This window comes from Microcoleus sp. T3_D1, assembly GCF_036700405.1.
Lineage (GTDB): Bacteria > Cyanobacteriota > Cyanobacteriia > Cyanobacteriales > Microcoleaceae > Microcoleus.
Map to the genome: position 1 here is coordinate 97,302 of NZ_JAUBOV010000005.1, position 13,874 is coordinate 111,175.

The 13,874-nt window shown below is 45.7% G+C and carries 12 protein-coding genes; 7 read left to right on the forward strand and 5 right to left on the reverse strand.

Going from position 1 to position 13,874, the window contains the following annotated elements; all coding sequences use genetic code 11:
* The first annotated feature begins 259 nt into the window (after positions 1–259).
* The gene (locus QT992_RS04430) at positions 260–1,402 is read left to right on the forward strand and encodes a hypothetical protein (protein ID WP_333317218.1); all 1,143 of its coding nucleotides are present in this window, start codon (positions 260–262) and stop codon (positions 1,400–1,402) included.
* A gap of 322 nt (positions 1,403–1,724) precedes the next feature.
* On the opposite strand, the gene QT992_RS04435 is transcribed toward QT992_RS04430, so the two are convergent.
* Complete coding sequence (locus QT992_RS04435; RefSeq protein ID WP_333337328.1) at positions 1,725–2,909, reverse strand: aspartate aminotransferase; 1,185 nt, start codon at positions 2,907–2,909, stop codon at positions 1,725–1,727.
* A gap of 287 nt (positions 2,910–3,196) precedes the next feature.
* Between QT992_RS04435 and QT992_RS04440 the strand changes: the two genes are divergently transcribed.
* Positions 3,197–4,477 (forward strand): transposase, encoded by a 1,281-nt coding sequence (locus QT992_RS04440; protein ID WP_333317214.1) that lies wholly within the window; start codon positions 3,197–3,199, stop codon positions 4,475–4,477.
* On the opposite strand, the gene QT992_RS04445 is transcribed toward QT992_RS04440, so the two are convergent.
* The 4 genes from QT992_RS04445 to QT992_RS04460 all read right to left on the reverse strand — a co-directional run bounded on the left by QT992_RS04445 (position 4,460) and on the right by QT992_RS04460 (position 8,657).
* Complete coding sequence (locus tag QT992_RS04445; protein WP_333317212.1) at positions 4,460–5,605, reverse strand: iron-containing alcohol dehydrogenase family protein; 1,146 nt, start codon at positions 5,603–5,605, stop codon at positions 4,460–4,462. The genes QT992_RS04440 and QT992_RS04445 overlap by 18 nt on opposite strands.
* Before the next feature lie 184 nt (positions 5,606–5,789).
* A complete protein-coding gene (locus QT992_RS04450; protein WP_333317210.1) occupies positions 5,790–5,927 on the reverse strand; it encodes a hypothetical protein in 138 nt (45 codons plus the stop codon).
* The gene (locus tag QT992_RS04455) at positions 5,902–6,321 is read right to left on the reverse strand and encodes a hypothetical protein (protein ID WP_333337330.1); all 420 of its coding nucleotides are present in this window, start codon (positions 6,319–6,321) and stop codon (positions 5,902–5,904) included. The genes QT992_RS04450 and QT992_RS04455 overlap by 26 nt, the downstream gene beginning before the upstream one ends.
* 104 nt (positions 6,322–6,425) lie before the next feature.
* Positions 6,426–8,657 (reverse strand): WD40 domain-containing protein, encoded by a 2,232-nt coding sequence (locus tag QT992_RS04460; protein WP_333317206.1) that lies wholly within the window; start codon positions 8,655–8,657, stop codon positions 6,426–6,428.
* Between the two features lie 204 nt (positions 8,658–8,861).
* Between QT992_RS04460 and QT992_RS04465 the strand changes: the two genes are divergently transcribed.
* The 5 genes from QT992_RS04465 to QT992_RS04485 all read left to right on the forward strand — a co-directional run bounded on the left by QT992_RS04465 (position 8,862) and on the right by QT992_RS04485 (position 13,330).
* A complete protein-coding gene (locus QT992_RS04465) occupies positions 8,862–9,281 on the forward strand; it encodes a GIY-YIG nuclease family protein (protein ID WP_333317205.1) in 420 nt (139 codons plus the stop codon).
* Between the two features lie 5 nt (positions 9,282–9,286).
* Positions 9,287–9,493 carry a hypothetical protein gene (locus QT992_RS04470; RefSeq protein ID WP_006631417.1) on the forward strand — a complete coding sequence of 69 codons (207 nt, stop codon included), beginning with the start codon at positions 9,287–9,289 and terminating at the stop codon, positions 9,491–9,493.
* Between the two features lie 826 nt (positions 9,494–10,319).
* Positions 10,320–11,744: an aspartate ammonia-lyase gene (locus QT992_RS04475; RefSeq protein WP_333376629.1), complete on the forward strand. Its 1,425-nt coding sequence runs from the start codon at positions 10,320–10,322 to the stop codon at positions 11,742–11,744.
* A gap of 174 nt (positions 11,745–11,918) precedes the next feature.
* Complete coding sequence (locus QT992_RS04480; RefSeq protein WP_333205404.1) at positions 11,919–12,245, forward strand: hypothetical protein; 327 nt, start codon at positions 11,919–11,921, stop codon at positions 12,243–12,245.
* 125 nt (positions 12,246–12,370) lie between these two features.
* On the forward strand, positions 12,371–13,330 hold the full coding sequence (locus QT992_RS04485) for a DUF362 domain-containing protein (protein WP_333376606.1): 960 nt from the start codon (positions 12,371–12,373) through the stop codon (positions 13,328–13,330).
* The last annotated feature ends 544 nt before the right edge of the window (positions 13,331–13,874 follow it).

Below are 13,874 nucleotides of genomic sequence, written 5' to 3' on the forward strand. Positions count from 1 at the left end.
ATTCTGACCAATGCCTTCCGCCTTCACAAATCATATCATGTCCGGTTGAGCGACCGCGATTTTTGTAGGGGCCCGTGAGCCAACAATACCTGCCAATAATTGACAATCTCAAAAACCCGCCCCGACGGGGATATTATGGTTAATCGATCGGACATGATATTATTGGCTGCGGACTGAAGACTGAAGACTAATAACTAAGCCTGAAATCTAAAATCTAAAATCTAAAATCTAAAATCTAAAATTAAGTAGGTGGGCTTGCATGGCTGGAGGTATTTATCTGATTCAGGACGACGACAGGCTGGTAGAAATGATGGAACAGCCCTATGACTCGGAAGACCAGTTACAAGACTTGCTAGTAACTTATCCTAATTTGATCGCGGGAGACCAAATCGATCGGGCGACGGCGCGCAGGTGGCTGTTAATTTCGCGGGAAGCCGCACCCAGCGATGAGGAAACAGCGGTGCAGTGGTCGCTGGATCATTTGTTTCTCGACCAAAATGCCGTTCCTACTTTGGTGGATGTCCGGCGAACTCCTAATGCCGAACTGCGGCAAAAAGTTTTGGGTCAGTCGATCGACTATGCTGCTAATGCGTTGGTTTACTGGCCTGTCGATTCAATTATTGCTCTGTTTGAAGCTAATTGTCGCGATCGGGGTCGCGATCCTGAACAGATTTTTGAAGAGTTTCTCGGTGCAAATGCTAATGAAGACCTATTTTGGCAGAAGGTTAAAACTAATTTGCAAGCGGGTAAAGTTCGCTTAGTGTTTGTAGCTGACGAGATTTCTGCTGAAATGCGCCGAGTTGTGGAATTTCTCAACGAACAAATGGACCCGGTTGAAGTTTTCGCCCTGGAAATTAAGCAGTATGTAAGTGAAGACGGTTTGAAAACGCTGGTTCCCAGAGTGATCGGTCAGACAGCGGAAGCACAGCAGAAAAAATCCAGCGCAACGCGCGAAAGAAGGCGCTGGGATGAATCTTCATTTTTTGCGGAAATCAAAGCTAGACGAGGCGCAGACGAGGCGCAAATGGCAAAAGCAATTTACCTTTGGGCAAAAAGTCAAGAACCCGAAGTTCAGATCCAGTGGGGAACGGGGGATGCCTATGGCGGTTTCGCGGCTCAATTGCCTCAAAAGGGAAGAAAACCCTATCAGTTATTCACTGTAGATATTGCTGGCAGAATGGAGATTTCTGCTGACAATTATGGTTCCCAGCCGCCGTTTAATGCGGAACAGAATTGGCTGGAATTGAGAAGTAAGCTGAGTGCGATCGGTCTGTCGCTGCCTATAGAACCTGGTGAGAGAAGGTCGCCTAGTCTGGCTTTGTTTACTTTGCAAGATGAATCTGGCCTCAAGCAAGTTATGGAAACTTTTGATTGGGTGATTGAGCAAATTAAAACGTTATAGTCATTAGTCAGTAGTCATTAGTCAGTAGTCAGTAGTCATTAGTCCTTGGTAGTTAATAATTGGTTACGATCGCCAACAAATAACAAATAACCAATAACAACTAACAACCCACAAATAACCAATAATATCATGTCCGATCGATTGACCGCGATTAAATGCCGGGGCGGGTTTACAGATTTTCCCGTTTCTATTCAATATCTTGGTGAACCCGCCCCTACAGGAATCATGGTTAATTGACCGGACATGATATAACAACTAACCACCCACAAATAACCAATAACAACTAACAACTGACTAATGACTACTGACTAATGACTAATGACTATTGATAGCGAATGTTTGCTTGTTTTAAGCGCCGCAATGCTTCTCCCAGTCGATCGCAATCTGCAATTAAACTAATTCTCACATATCCTTCGCCGCCCGGCCCAAAAGCATTGCCAGGAGTCACCACAACACCCGTTTGCTGCAAAACATTCAGGGCAAAATCAGTCGAACTCATGCCGCGAGTGCAGGGAACCCAAAGATACATTGCAGCCAGAGGTTTAGGAATATTCCACCCTAATTCTGCCAATCCTTCCACCATGAAATCCCGGCGAGTCCTGTAACGATTCTGCACTTCGTGCAAGTAACTGTCCGGCAATTGCAGTGCAGTTTCGGCTGCTGTTTGCAAAGCGGAAAATATACCGTAATCTAGGTTAGTTTTTAATGTCCGCAAACCTTGAATAATTTTGCTATTTCCTACTACAAAACCGACGCGCCAGCCTGCCATATTGTAGGTTTTGGACATGGTGTGAAATTCAACGCCGATTTCTTTACCGCCGGGAATTTCTAATAAACTTGTCGGTTGATAGCCGTCAAAGGCTAATTCCGCATAACACAAGTCGTGAACCAGCAAAATTTGATGTTTGTGTGCGAAAGCCACAATATCTTTGTAAAATTCGCGGGGTGCAGTTGCTCCAGTCGGATTACTGGGATAATTGAAATAGAGTATTTTGGCTTGTTCGGCTACGCTGTCGGGAATGTCGGCTAAGTCAATTACCCAGTCGTTTTCTGGTTTGAGGATGATGTTGTGAACTTTTGCACCGGCGATGATTGGGCCGCGAAATAATACGGGATAAGCAGGACTGGGTACTAATATTAAGTCCCCTGGATTGATGTAGGCGATCGCAAAATGTGCTAAACCTTCTTTAGAACCCAACAAAGGCAATGCTTCGCTTTCTGGATCGAGTTCAACATTGTAGCGACGGCTGTACCATTTAGTAATAGTACGGCGGAAACTGGCAGTTCCTTCAAACGGTGGATAGCCGTGATTGGCAGAATTTTGGATGGCTGCGACAGCGGCATCTACTACTGGTTGAGGAGTGGCACCGTCGGGGTTTCCCATTCCTAAGTCTATTAAATCGAGTCCTTGTTCGCGGGCGCGGGCTTTGAGTTCGTCGAGACGGGCAAATACGTAGGGCGGTAGTTTTTGCAACCTGTCAGCAGGGCTAATCCAATCCAAAGTCATTTATTTTGTGTCAGTTGTCAGTTTTCCTGGTTTGTAGTCAGGACTTCCGTCCTTTCTAGCACAGCCTTTTCAGGACTTTAGTCCTTACTACAAACTGTTTTAACTAATGGGAGGTTCGGGGGGCTATAAGTCCCGCGCGCTCCACGGTACTCCGTTCAGCGTCGGGATACATGGACACCCCGCGTCGTAGAGCTTCGCTCCGCCGAAGGCGTATGAGGGGTTCGATGCCCCGACAATCGACACACTATCGGTTCTAACAGGAGACATAAATCGGTTAGAATGTTGGTATGTTGAACTTGACCTACAGCTACCGAATCTATCCAGGACTTGACCAAGAAGCTCAAATGCTTGACTGGTTGGAGCAATGCCGTCGCGTATATAACTACGCCCTGGCAGAGCGCAAGGACTGGATAAATTCGCGTAAATGCCCGGTCAATGCTTGCAGTATCCGGCAGGAATACATCATCACTGCACGCACACCCTATCCCGACTACTACAAACAGCAGAATGCGCTGACCAAAGCTAAAGAGTTGATTCCAGAACTGAAGGCAGTTCACTCTCAAGTCTTGCAAGATGCTTTGAAACGACTGGATAAGTCGTTTAAGTTCAAGCAGGAAAGAGGGTTTGGATTCCCTCGATTCAAAAAGTTTGGTCAGTATCGTTCGTTTGTCTTTCCGCAATTCAAATCGAATCCAGTCAACGGATTTGAGATCAAATTGCCGAAAGTTGGAGCGATGCCCATCAATTTGCACCGACTCATCCCAGACGGGTTTCAGGTCAAGCAAGTTCGGGTAGTCTTCAAAGCATCGGGCTGGTATGCTCAACTGATTCTGCAAGCCGATGTTTCCGTTCCTGAAATCATGCCGCAGGGTGAACCCATCGGGATTGATTTGGGATTGGAAAAGTTCTTGGCTGTATCGACAGGTGAATTGATAGAGCGCCCTCGCTTTTTCGTGGATTTGCAAAGCAAGCTTCGATGGCTGCAACGCAAATTGAAAAACAAGAAAAAGGGTTCTGCCAACTACCGGAAAGTTCAAGCCAAGATTCGCGCTTTGCATGAACACATTCATAATGTTCGGCGTGAGTTCCACTTCCTGACGGCGCACTCGCTTTGCGACTTGGCTGGGATGATCTTTGCTGAGGACTTGAACCTCAAGATGATGAGTCGTGGCATGTTGGCAAAGCATTGCTTGGATGCTGCTTGGGGTAGTTTCTTGGAAATGCTCAAATGGGTGGCTTGGAAGCGGGGTGTTTATTTTGCCAAGGTTGACCCCAATGGGACAAGTCAAACTTGCCCTCAATGTGGGGCGCATACTGGTAAAAAGGAACTGAGTGAACGGGTGCATCATTGCGATGAATGTGGATATATAACTGACCGAGATGTAGCCGCCGCGCAAGTGGTGGAGCAACGAGGTCTTGTAGCCGTTGGACAGACGGTGATACTGCCTGTGGAGGAAGGTTGCCTGGGAACCCCGATGAAGCAGGAAACCTCAAGAGCGATCTTGGGAAGCCCGCGCTCTACCCGATCGAGGGTGAGCGTCGGGAGGATGTCACTTCTTAATCTTTAATTCTCCCACAGGTGCGGTGGTAGAAACCATCGCTGCCATTAATTGTTGGGGAACAACTTTAAAAGGCAGTCGGTGGATGTCGGAATTAGGATTGCAGGCTATGTCGGCGGCGCGCTGCAATTCTGCTATGGTAATGTCTCCGAGTCCTAGATTGTCTAAAGTTTGGGGCAATCCAATTTCGCCGTAGAATTTTAGCAGTTGCTGTCTGGCGCTAGCGGCGAGTTGATTGTTTTGCAGCATTTCTTCTAGTCGCAGTTGTACTAAAATGCCGTAGGCGACTTTTTCGCCGTGCAATGTGCCGTGACTTGCTAATAGATGAGTTAGGCCGTTGTGGACGGCGTGGGCGGCGACGGTGCGACATTGAGCACCACCAATTCCGCCGATTACTCCTGCTAGCAATACGGCGGCATCTGTGACTTCTTGCCAGGTTTCGCTACCCGGTTCTTTGAGGGCGGCGGCTGATTTTTGGAATAAAATATCGCGCAGTATTCTAGCTTGTTGAACGGCGGAAATTATCAGGGTTTGTTCGGAGTGTCCGCTGCTGACTGATGCTTCGTACCATTTGGCGATCGCATCTCCAATTCCTGCTACTAATGTCCGCTGCGGTGCGGTTTGAATTAAGCCGTAGTCGAGTATTAATAAGTCGGGACATCTGGCTAATGTGACATCGTATTGGAATGCACCTTGTTCTGAATAAATGTTAGAAAGGGCTGTCCAAGCCGCACAGGTGGCTGCTGATGTCGGTATTGTGACGATCGGGATTTTGCACTGATGGGCGACGAGTTTGGCTGCATCTAAGGCTTTGCCCCCGCCGACACCGATGATGAAGTCGGCTTGATGGGTTTGGGCTGCTTCGCGGAGGGTTTCGAGGCTGGTTTCGCTGCAATCCTTGCCGTATGCTGTTTCGGCGGATTTTAACTGCTGCTGTTCGAGGATTGGTTGCAGGTACGGTTGGGCGGCGGCTAGCGAGTTGCTGCCGCCGACGATTAGCGGCCGCTTTCCGAAACGGGCGATCGCATCTCCGGCTTGTGCGATCGCCGATCGACCCCGCAATACACAGGCGGGAGCAATTGTCAAGGAATAAATTGCAGTTGGGGTGGCGGTTTTGGTGCTTTGGGTTTGAGTCATCGAAACTGGATAAGTGACGAGAAGGTTGACGCTTTGCAGGATTGCTGGATTTTCTAGGATAACTCTAACCCATGTTGGGCGATCGGGTAAGTTTTGTAAAGTTTTTATTAAGTATTGTGCGGGGTTGGGGGATGGGAGAGGGGAGTTGAGGGGAGTTGGGGAGTTGAGGGCGATCGAATTATGATTAAAGTTGAGGCTTAACGTACAACTCCCAGACTTGTTTCACTGCTGCTGCATCTGCTTGAGAAATTTGCCCGATTTTCGCTAGCAACAAAGACTTTTCCAAACAATCTAATCTAGACAAACGTACTGTAGTCATCATAAAGTCCTTCGTCTTCGGGTACGTAGCCTTTCAAAAAAGCGTCGTGGCTGCGAGTGTAACATTTCTCAATTAAATACTCCTCGCCATCGAGTACCGACAACTCGGTTAATTCAGGATAAGTCAAAAAATCTTCGGCTGTAGCAGGTATAAATGGTGCTAGTATTTTATGGCGTTCTGCTATTGGCAGGCTAGCAATTTCTCTAAGTGATAGCTTGAGAGTAGGTGCAGTTGTTGACGAACTGTTAGGCTCAAAAGTTTCGCTGGGTAACTGCTTTTTATGTTCCGCTTTTTGCACCAGTAATTGTGCAAAGTCGAGCAATTCTTGTTGTTTCTCAGTTGGCAACAGTCGCAGATTCTCTAAGACTGCTTGCTCAAAATTAATTGTTTCTGACATTTAAATTACTTTCCTTAAGTGTTTCTCGGTTTATTTCTCACGCAGTCAAGTTTTGTAGTTCCCTATTGGCAAATCGACCATAATTTTTATCTTTCCCTCTTACTTCACCCATCACACCGCCAAATCTTGATACTTTTATCAGAACTGCCACTAACCAGAGTGTTTCCATCCGGGCTAAAACTAACCGAATTAACCTGGGCTGAATGCCCTGTGAAAGTGCGAATTTCCTGTCCGGTTTTCAGATTCCAAAGCTTGATAGTGTTGTCTCCACTACCACTCGCAATAATTTGTCCATCCGGGCTGATGACCACGGAAAAAACAGACTCTGAATGCCCTGTGAGAGTGCGAATTTGCTGTCCGGTTTTCAGATTCCAAAGCTTGATAGTGTTGTCTCCACCACCACTCGCAATAATTTGTCCATCCGGGCTGATGACAACGGAAAAAACCGAGTGTGAATGCCCTATGATAGTGCGAATTTCCTGTCTGGTTTTCAAATTCCAAACCTTGATAGTATTGTCATAACTGCCACTAACCAGAGTATTTCCATCCGGGCTGATAGCGACAGACCAAACCGAGTATGAATGCCCTATGAGAGTGCGAATTTCCTGCCCGTTTTTCAGATTCCACAGTTTAATAATATTGTCTTGACTGCCACTAGCAAGAGTTTCTCCGTCTGGACTAAAAGCAAGAGACCGAATTAAAAACGAGTGACCTTTTAGAGTGCTGATTTTTTGTCCAGTTTCCAGATTCCACAGCTTAATTTGTTTGTCAGAACTTCCACTAGCTAAAATTGTTCCATTAGGGTTAATGGCAACGCAATAAACCGCACCTGAATGCCCTGAAAAAGTACGAATCAGTTCTCCTGTATGGAGATTCCAAAGTTGGCTGCAATTTCCACTGCTGTCACTAGCAAAAGTGTTGCCATCAGGACTAATAACTATGCACGTAACAGGTGAAAAACATACGTCATTAAGAGTTTTTACACATTTGAAGGAGTGAGCTTGTCTAATGATTTGTTCTTCTCTTGGTTGTTGGCGTTGGGCTTCAGCTTTGACAGCTTTTTCTCTTTGTTGTTGGCGTTTTGCTTCAGCTTTGACAGTCTCTTGAGATTGACCTTCAGCCTCTACTTGCTCAATCAGCTTTTTCAACTCCTGTTCATATTGTTCTCCCTGTCGCCGCTGAATATCCTGAAGAATATCAAAATAAGGTTTCAGCCATTCTTCTGCCAACCCATCTTCAGCCAATTCATCCTTTAAATTAAACAACTGAGGTTCATAGCTAGGGTCAATATTGATATAATACAAATCCGCTAAAAATCCAGCCAGCAACTTGTGAATCGCCACAATCAACTGCCGAATGATGCGGAGGGCTTTTTTCTCAGTTACTCCCGATGCTAAAAGTGCATCTTTCGCCTCTTCCCAGTCAAAAACTTTGGTAGAAAACAGGGAGACTTCCTGATTATTCAGGAATCCCCAAAAGCCGACGCGAAAAGTTACCGCATAGTCGCTGATATCGCTATATAAAATTGTAGTAGGAACCGGAGATAAAATTCGTTGCAAGCGTTCCACATCAATATCACCAATCGACTCAGTGAAATAATCGCTATAAAACTTAACTGGGCGTAAGACATCCTGTTGAGGATAATGCTGTCTGAGAAAATCTCCCACACTTCTCATCTCAATTGGCAAATCTTCACAGAAGGTTTCCGGGCATCGCTTGCTAATTTTGGGCGGTGATAGTAAGATTAAGAAGCGATGTTGCTGCTCAAGTAAAATCTGCTTAGTTTCCTCTCGATTCAACTTAGAAAACCAAGTATCTTTATCCCAAATTGTTTGGATTTCAGCCAGCTTGATCTGAATATCCTTTGCTTGCAATTCCCGCATCAAATCCCGCTGCAAGGCTGCCAGCTTCACTCTATCCTGCTGTTCCTGTTGGTGCAACTCAATGCGGCGTGCTGTTTGTGCTACTGTTAGCTTTAACAATTCCCGGTCTCTGGTATCTTTCGCCTTCGCGTATTCCAGCATTTCCTCGGAATAACGCTGTTTTGCTAGCTCTATCTCAGTCGAATCGGAGGATATCTGATTGGGATCGGGAATCAGAAAATCTACCCATTGTTGAGCTTTATTGCCGAGGGTTTCTCCTAGTTTGTGACCGATATTTCTGGCGATGGGCGACAGCACTTCCAAGATTAAGGGAGCGATAGCGAGGATTGCTTTTGCGAGCATAAATGTGGGTGAGGATGCGGTTATTAATAGTGTAGCAGGATGTTGGGAGGTATAATTCGGATGGTTGCCAGATATTCTGCACTTGTTGCTTTTTAGATTTAATTTCATCATTGATACTCCTGGACGCAGAAACCGGGTTTTTTACGGAAATAACGTTACATTTTTTACCGGCAGGTAAAACTCGATCGCTCGCCCCTTTCCCATATCCTAGAAAAATACAGGCACGGCCAAGGCTCAAATCAGCTCGGGCTCGATCGCCTTCTCTGTGCGATCGCGCAAAAAACCATCCCTAGTTGATGATGGTTGTAACAGAATTTGTGGGATTATGATTTCTGTGCAATTAGCCTTCTTGCCTTCATGCCAACGAATGATTCTGACATACAAATCCAAGCGCGAAGAATTCTAGACGCGATTGCTTTCATTCCTTTTGAGCAATGTCAACCCTTGACCCGTGGGTTTGAGAGCATTCCTGCGCGTCCTGGCATTTATGCAATCAGGCACAGAACTGATGGATTGCTCTACATCGGTAAAACCAAGAGCTTACGAGGTCGCTTCAGTGGTGGGCACAAAGCTTTTTTGTGGGCATGGCTCGATAAATATAGCGATGAAGACATACGGATTGCAGTACAGACAATTTCTCACTGGCAGAACCCTGCGTTACTATTGGAGCTAGAAGCCATCATTCTAAGAGCTGCTGAACCCCCTTACAACGTCCAAATTCCAACTGAGATGTAAATGCCATGCAAGCCAAACTTCAAGAGCAACTTTCCCTCGCTGATGCCGAAGTTATTTTAGGACGTTTTCCTGAACGAATTCGTGCTGCCCTAATTGCTCGTGCTGCTGAAATTGAATATCCAATCGAAGCAGTCATTGAGATGGCGATCGCTAGTTTCCTTGACACGGAGGCATTAGGTTTTGCAGATTGCAAACCAGGACGCGGACAATAACAGCGTCAAGTGGCGATGGCCGCGGCCTAACAACCCGGTTGGAGCGGACTACCGAAAGATATTGGTGGTGATGCAAAAGTTATTTCTAGCCACTCAACCGGAACGTTACATTTTTCTTTGCCGACAAGTGAAACACAACGATCGCCCGCAACTTCTTGGGATCGCTCGCCCCTTTCCCACATCCTAGAAAAACACAGCTATTCAAATCCGAAAAAAGCCGACTAACCATCACCTTGAACCTCAATAGTATAACTGTAGCCCTGTTCAGTGAGCCATTAAAATCGTCGGTTTTTCCGGGATGGCTGCGGTGGGAACAATGCTGGATATAGCCTTTACTGAAGCCGGAAAAATCGCAGAGGCACTTAAAGCCGATTATCAAAATATTTAGCGGGTGTTTGAAAGTTTTTGCTGGTTTGTTCGTGGGAGTTTAACACTATGAGTGAAATGGATTTACTTGTATGATTATACCTGACTCGCCTTGTGTGCGTGCGATCGCCCTTGCCGATTGACTAATTTTAGCTTTTGCAAACTGTCAATCGATTTGAGATTTGAGATTTTAGATTGAAGCCTAAGATGTGGGATAATTTTGTACGATCGGGACTTACGCATTACTGTAAAGTTGCCGGCGCGCGCCCAAAAGTAAGATCGCCCGTCAGCCGTGTTACCAAAAAAATTGCCAGTCCAGGACGCACAAAAACCTTCAGAAGCCGGGTTTCTTGACAAAAAACTACGCTTTCAAACAGATTCCCCGACAACAAACCCGGTTTCTGACCAACTGTGCGTAAGTTCTGTTTGCACAATTCCTAATTATCACAAACCAGACGATATGACTCAAACGCCAACCGCAACCTACCGCACCGAAAGCGACTCGATGGGAGACAAACAAATCCCATCTAATGTCTACTACGGCATCCAAACTCTGCGCGCAGTTGAAAATTTCCCGATTAGCGGCATTAAGCCTTTATCAACATACGTTGATGCTTGTGTTTTAATTAAGAAAGCAACGGCGATCGCCAATGGTGAACTAGGCTGCATTCCCCAAGACATCAGTCAAGCAATTATCCAAGCAGCAGATGAAATCCTAGCTGGCAAATTGCGCGATCAATTTGTAGTTGATGTCTACCAAGCCGGCGCCGGAACTTCTCACCACATGAATGTTAATGAAGTTCTTTCAAATCGCGCTTTGGAAATTATGGGCGATGAAAAAGGCAACTACAAGCGCGTCAGTCCTAACGATCATGTAAACTACGGTCAATCGACAAATGATGTGATTCCGACTGCAATTCGGATCGGCGGATTGTTGGCGTTAGAAAAAACTCTGTTTCCGGCTTTGTCGGATGCCGTAGTCGCCCTAGAAAACAAAGCCGAAGAATTCAAAGATATAGTTAAATCCGGCCGCACTCATATGCAAGATGCCGTACCGGTTCGACTCGGCGATACCTTCGGCGCTTGGGCGCAAATTCTCAGAGAACATACCTTGAGAATTGACAGGGCATCCGATGATTTGACATCCCTGGGATTGGGGGGAAGTGCGGCAGGAACAGGCTTAAATACTCACCCTGAATACTGTCAAAAAGTTGCTGAAATTCTCTCCGAATTAATCGACCACCCCCTGAAACCAGCAAAGCATTTAATGGCTGCTATGCAGAGTATGGCACCCTTTGTAAATGTGTCTGGTGCACTGCGAAATCTCGCTCAGGATTGCGTTAAAATCTCCCATGACTTGCGTTTGATGGACTCCGGGCCGAAAACGGGTTTGAAAGAAATTCAACTGCCTCCTGTGCAACCTGGTTCGTCAATTATGCCGGGAAAATACAATCCTGTGATGGCAGAAATGACATCGATGGTGTGTTTTCAAGTTATGGGTTATGATAGCTCGATCGCCCTTGCCGCCCAAGCGGGACAATTGGAATTGAACGTGATGATGCCCCTAATCGCCTACAATCTCATTCACAGCATCGAAATTTTGGGCAATACCATCAGCGCCCTGAGCACCAAATGCCTCGCCAAAATTGAAGCTAAGGGCGATCGGTGTCTCGCCTACGCAGAAGGCAGTCTCGCCCTCGTTACCGCCCTCAATACTCACATCGGCTATCTCAACGCCGCCGCCGTCGCCAAAGAATCTCTAGAAACAGGCAAATCTTTGCGGCAAATTGTGCTAGAAAGGGGTTTAATGAGTGCAGAAGACTTGGCAAAAGTTCTAGATTTAGAGAAAATGAGTGCGATGCCAACATCTTCTGCTAACGTATAGGATCTCGCCCGAATCAGCTAGAAACTAGAAGGCTGAACTCGATTTAATTCTGCCTTCTGCCTTCTGAGTTCTGCCCGATCGCTGTCACAGGTGAAAGTTAAACAATTCAGAATTCATTTTTTTTACATTTAATTCTGAATTTTTTTTATAGTCTAAAGTTGGGGAGCAAAATTTATGCGCGCAGGTTCTTTTGCCAAATTAACTCAAGATAAAGAGAACACAACTCAAGTGACATTTCATTATGTGGAAGGTCAGGCTGAAACTTTCACTATTCCGATGCCTGCACAAGAATTCCAAGAGGAAGTGCTGCATTTATTAAATCAACCTTGGTTGACTTTCCATTTAGCCGATCAAACGGTTTTTATCTGCACAGCCAGAGTGGTAAAAGTAGAAGTAAAACCTGCTATCCCTGAACTGCAAGGTCAAGGAATATTCTCTAACTCGCTGCGAGTTAGTACCATGCAGCGGGCGGCAGTTGGTAGATTGCCAACGAATAGTTAGGGTTCATTTGTATTGAGATTATTCTTGGTAACGCAGGCGCAGATCACCCTGCTTATGGTGTTCCGTGCCTGTGTTACACTGAGATTATTCCCGATCGATAACCAATTACAAATTAATTCATAATTATGTCTGCTGTTAGTTTAATTCAGGCCAATTCCTACGATCGCCCAATCTTGCAAGCATCTTTAGAAAGTTTGCTCGCACCCTTGGGCGGAATCTCGGCTTTTGTCAAATCGGGCGATCGGGTTTTACTCAAACCCAATCTCCTTACCGGTTCTCGCCCTACAAAAGAATGCGTCACCCGCCCGGAATTGGTTTACTGTGTGGCTAAAATGGTCATTGAAGCGGGAGGAAAACCATTTTTAGGCGATAGTCCAGCTTTTGGCAGCGCGATGGGTGTAGCCAAAGCCAACGGTTATTTGCCGCTGTTGCAAGAACTGAATTTGCCAGTAGTTGAGTTTCAAGGAAAACGCTACGAAACTGTCAGCGAAGATTTCAATCATCTGCGAATTTGCAAAGAAGCAATGGAAGCCGATGTAGTGATTAATTTGCCCAAACTCAAATCTCACGTTCAATTAACGGTGACAATGGGCGTGAAAAATTTGTTCGGCTGCGTCCCCGGTAAAATGAAGGCTTGGTGGCACATGGAAGCTGGCAAAGATAGCGCCAGATTCGGTGAAATGCTAGTAGAAACGGCCAGGGCAATTAACCCAAATTTGACGATTTTGGATGGCATTATCGGTCACGAAGGTAACGGGCCAAGCGGCGGCGAACCTAAGTTTTTGGGAATTTTGGCAGCCTCTGATGATGTGTTTGCTTTGGACAGAACTTTAGTTGAAATTATTAATGCCGATCCGGCGGCGGTTCCCACTGTAGCTGCGGCCATGAGATTGGGACTTTGCTCGAATTTGGAGGCGATTGATTTTCCGCTTTTGCAGCCGGAAAATCTCAAGGTTTTGGATTGGAAGTTGCCGGAAAGCATGATGCCAATAGACTTTGGTATGCCGCGGGTGATTAAGTCTACTTTCAGGCATTTTTATATCCGGTTTATCAAAGAACGGATCGGGGCTTACGCCGATCGATAGGAGACCTTCGCGACCTACACATAAAAATCAGTGCTTGTCAATCACCTCTTGTGCTGAAGATTAAAGAAAAGTTTGGTTTCCCAACTCAACTGGGAGCTAAATTTTTACTTCAAGGAACAATAGCGAACGCAACATTTGCGTCCACCGATATATATGAAATCGCAAATTTTATACTTCGCTTTTGCAACAAAATCAGCAATATTATTTAGGCACAAAGGCGATCAAGCTTTTATTTATATCGATCGCAGCCGACATCGCTACCCAGTTTTATAACTTAATTTATACTTTAATTATTGCTGAATTCCTAAATATAGGAAAACTTACTCACAGCCCGATCGCGGAATGTGTAGTTTTTTATCACACGTGACAAAGCAAGTTAAATGCGTTAGCTTAAAGTTCGATGTAAGCTGAAAACCACGCCGCAGCAATCCTGTTTCCGAAACCTAATAATTTTGGGGCAGTCATCCGCTGTATTTCAGATTCGGCAATTGTCACTGGCACATAATTTATTTCCTGATTTGAAATCCAACATCAGTGGTTATTA

Coding starts and splice junctions, on each gene's coding strand:
- QT992_RS04430 (WP_333317218.1), top strand. CDS start 260: ATGGCTGGAGGTATTTATCTGATTCAGGACGACGACAGGCTGGTAGAA.
- QT992_RS04435 (WP_333337328.1), bottom strand. CDS start 2,909: ATGACTTTGGATTGGATTAGCCCTGCTGACAGGTTGCAAAAACTACCG.
- QT992_RS04440 (WP_333317214.1), top strand. CDS start 3,197: ATGTTGAACTTGACCTACAGCTACCGAATCTATCCAGGACTTGACCAA.
- QT992_RS04445 (WP_333317212.1), bottom strand. CDS start 5,605: ATGACTCAAACCCAAAGCACCAAAACCGCCACCCCAACTGCAATTTAT.
- QT992_RS04450 (WP_333317210.1), bottom strand. CDS start 5,927: ATGATGACTACAGTACGTTTGTCTAGATTAGATTGTTTGGAAAAGTCT.
- QT992_RS04455 (WP_333337330.1), bottom strand. CDS start 6,321: ATGTCAGAAACAATTAATTTTGAGCAAGCAGTCTTAGAGAATCTGCGA.
- QT992_RS04460 (WP_333317206.1), bottom strand. CDS start 8,657: ATGATGAAATTAAATCTAAAAAGCAACAAGTGCAGAATATCTGGCAAC.
- QT992_RS04470 (WP_006631417.1), top strand. CDS start 9,287: ATGCAAGCCAAACTTCAAGAGCAACTTTCCCTCGCTGATGCCGAAGTT.
- QT992_RS04475 (WP_333376629.1), top strand. CDS start 10,320: ATGACTCAAACGCCAACCGCAACCTACCGCACCGAAAGCGACTCGATG.
- QT992_RS04480 (WP_333205404.1), top strand. CDS start 11,919: ATGCGCGCAGGTTCTTTTGCCAAATTAACTCAAGATAAAGAGAACACA.
- QT992_RS04485 (WP_333376606.1), top strand. CDS start 12,371: ATGTCTGCTGTTAGTTTAATTCAGGCCAATTCCTACGATCGCCCAATC.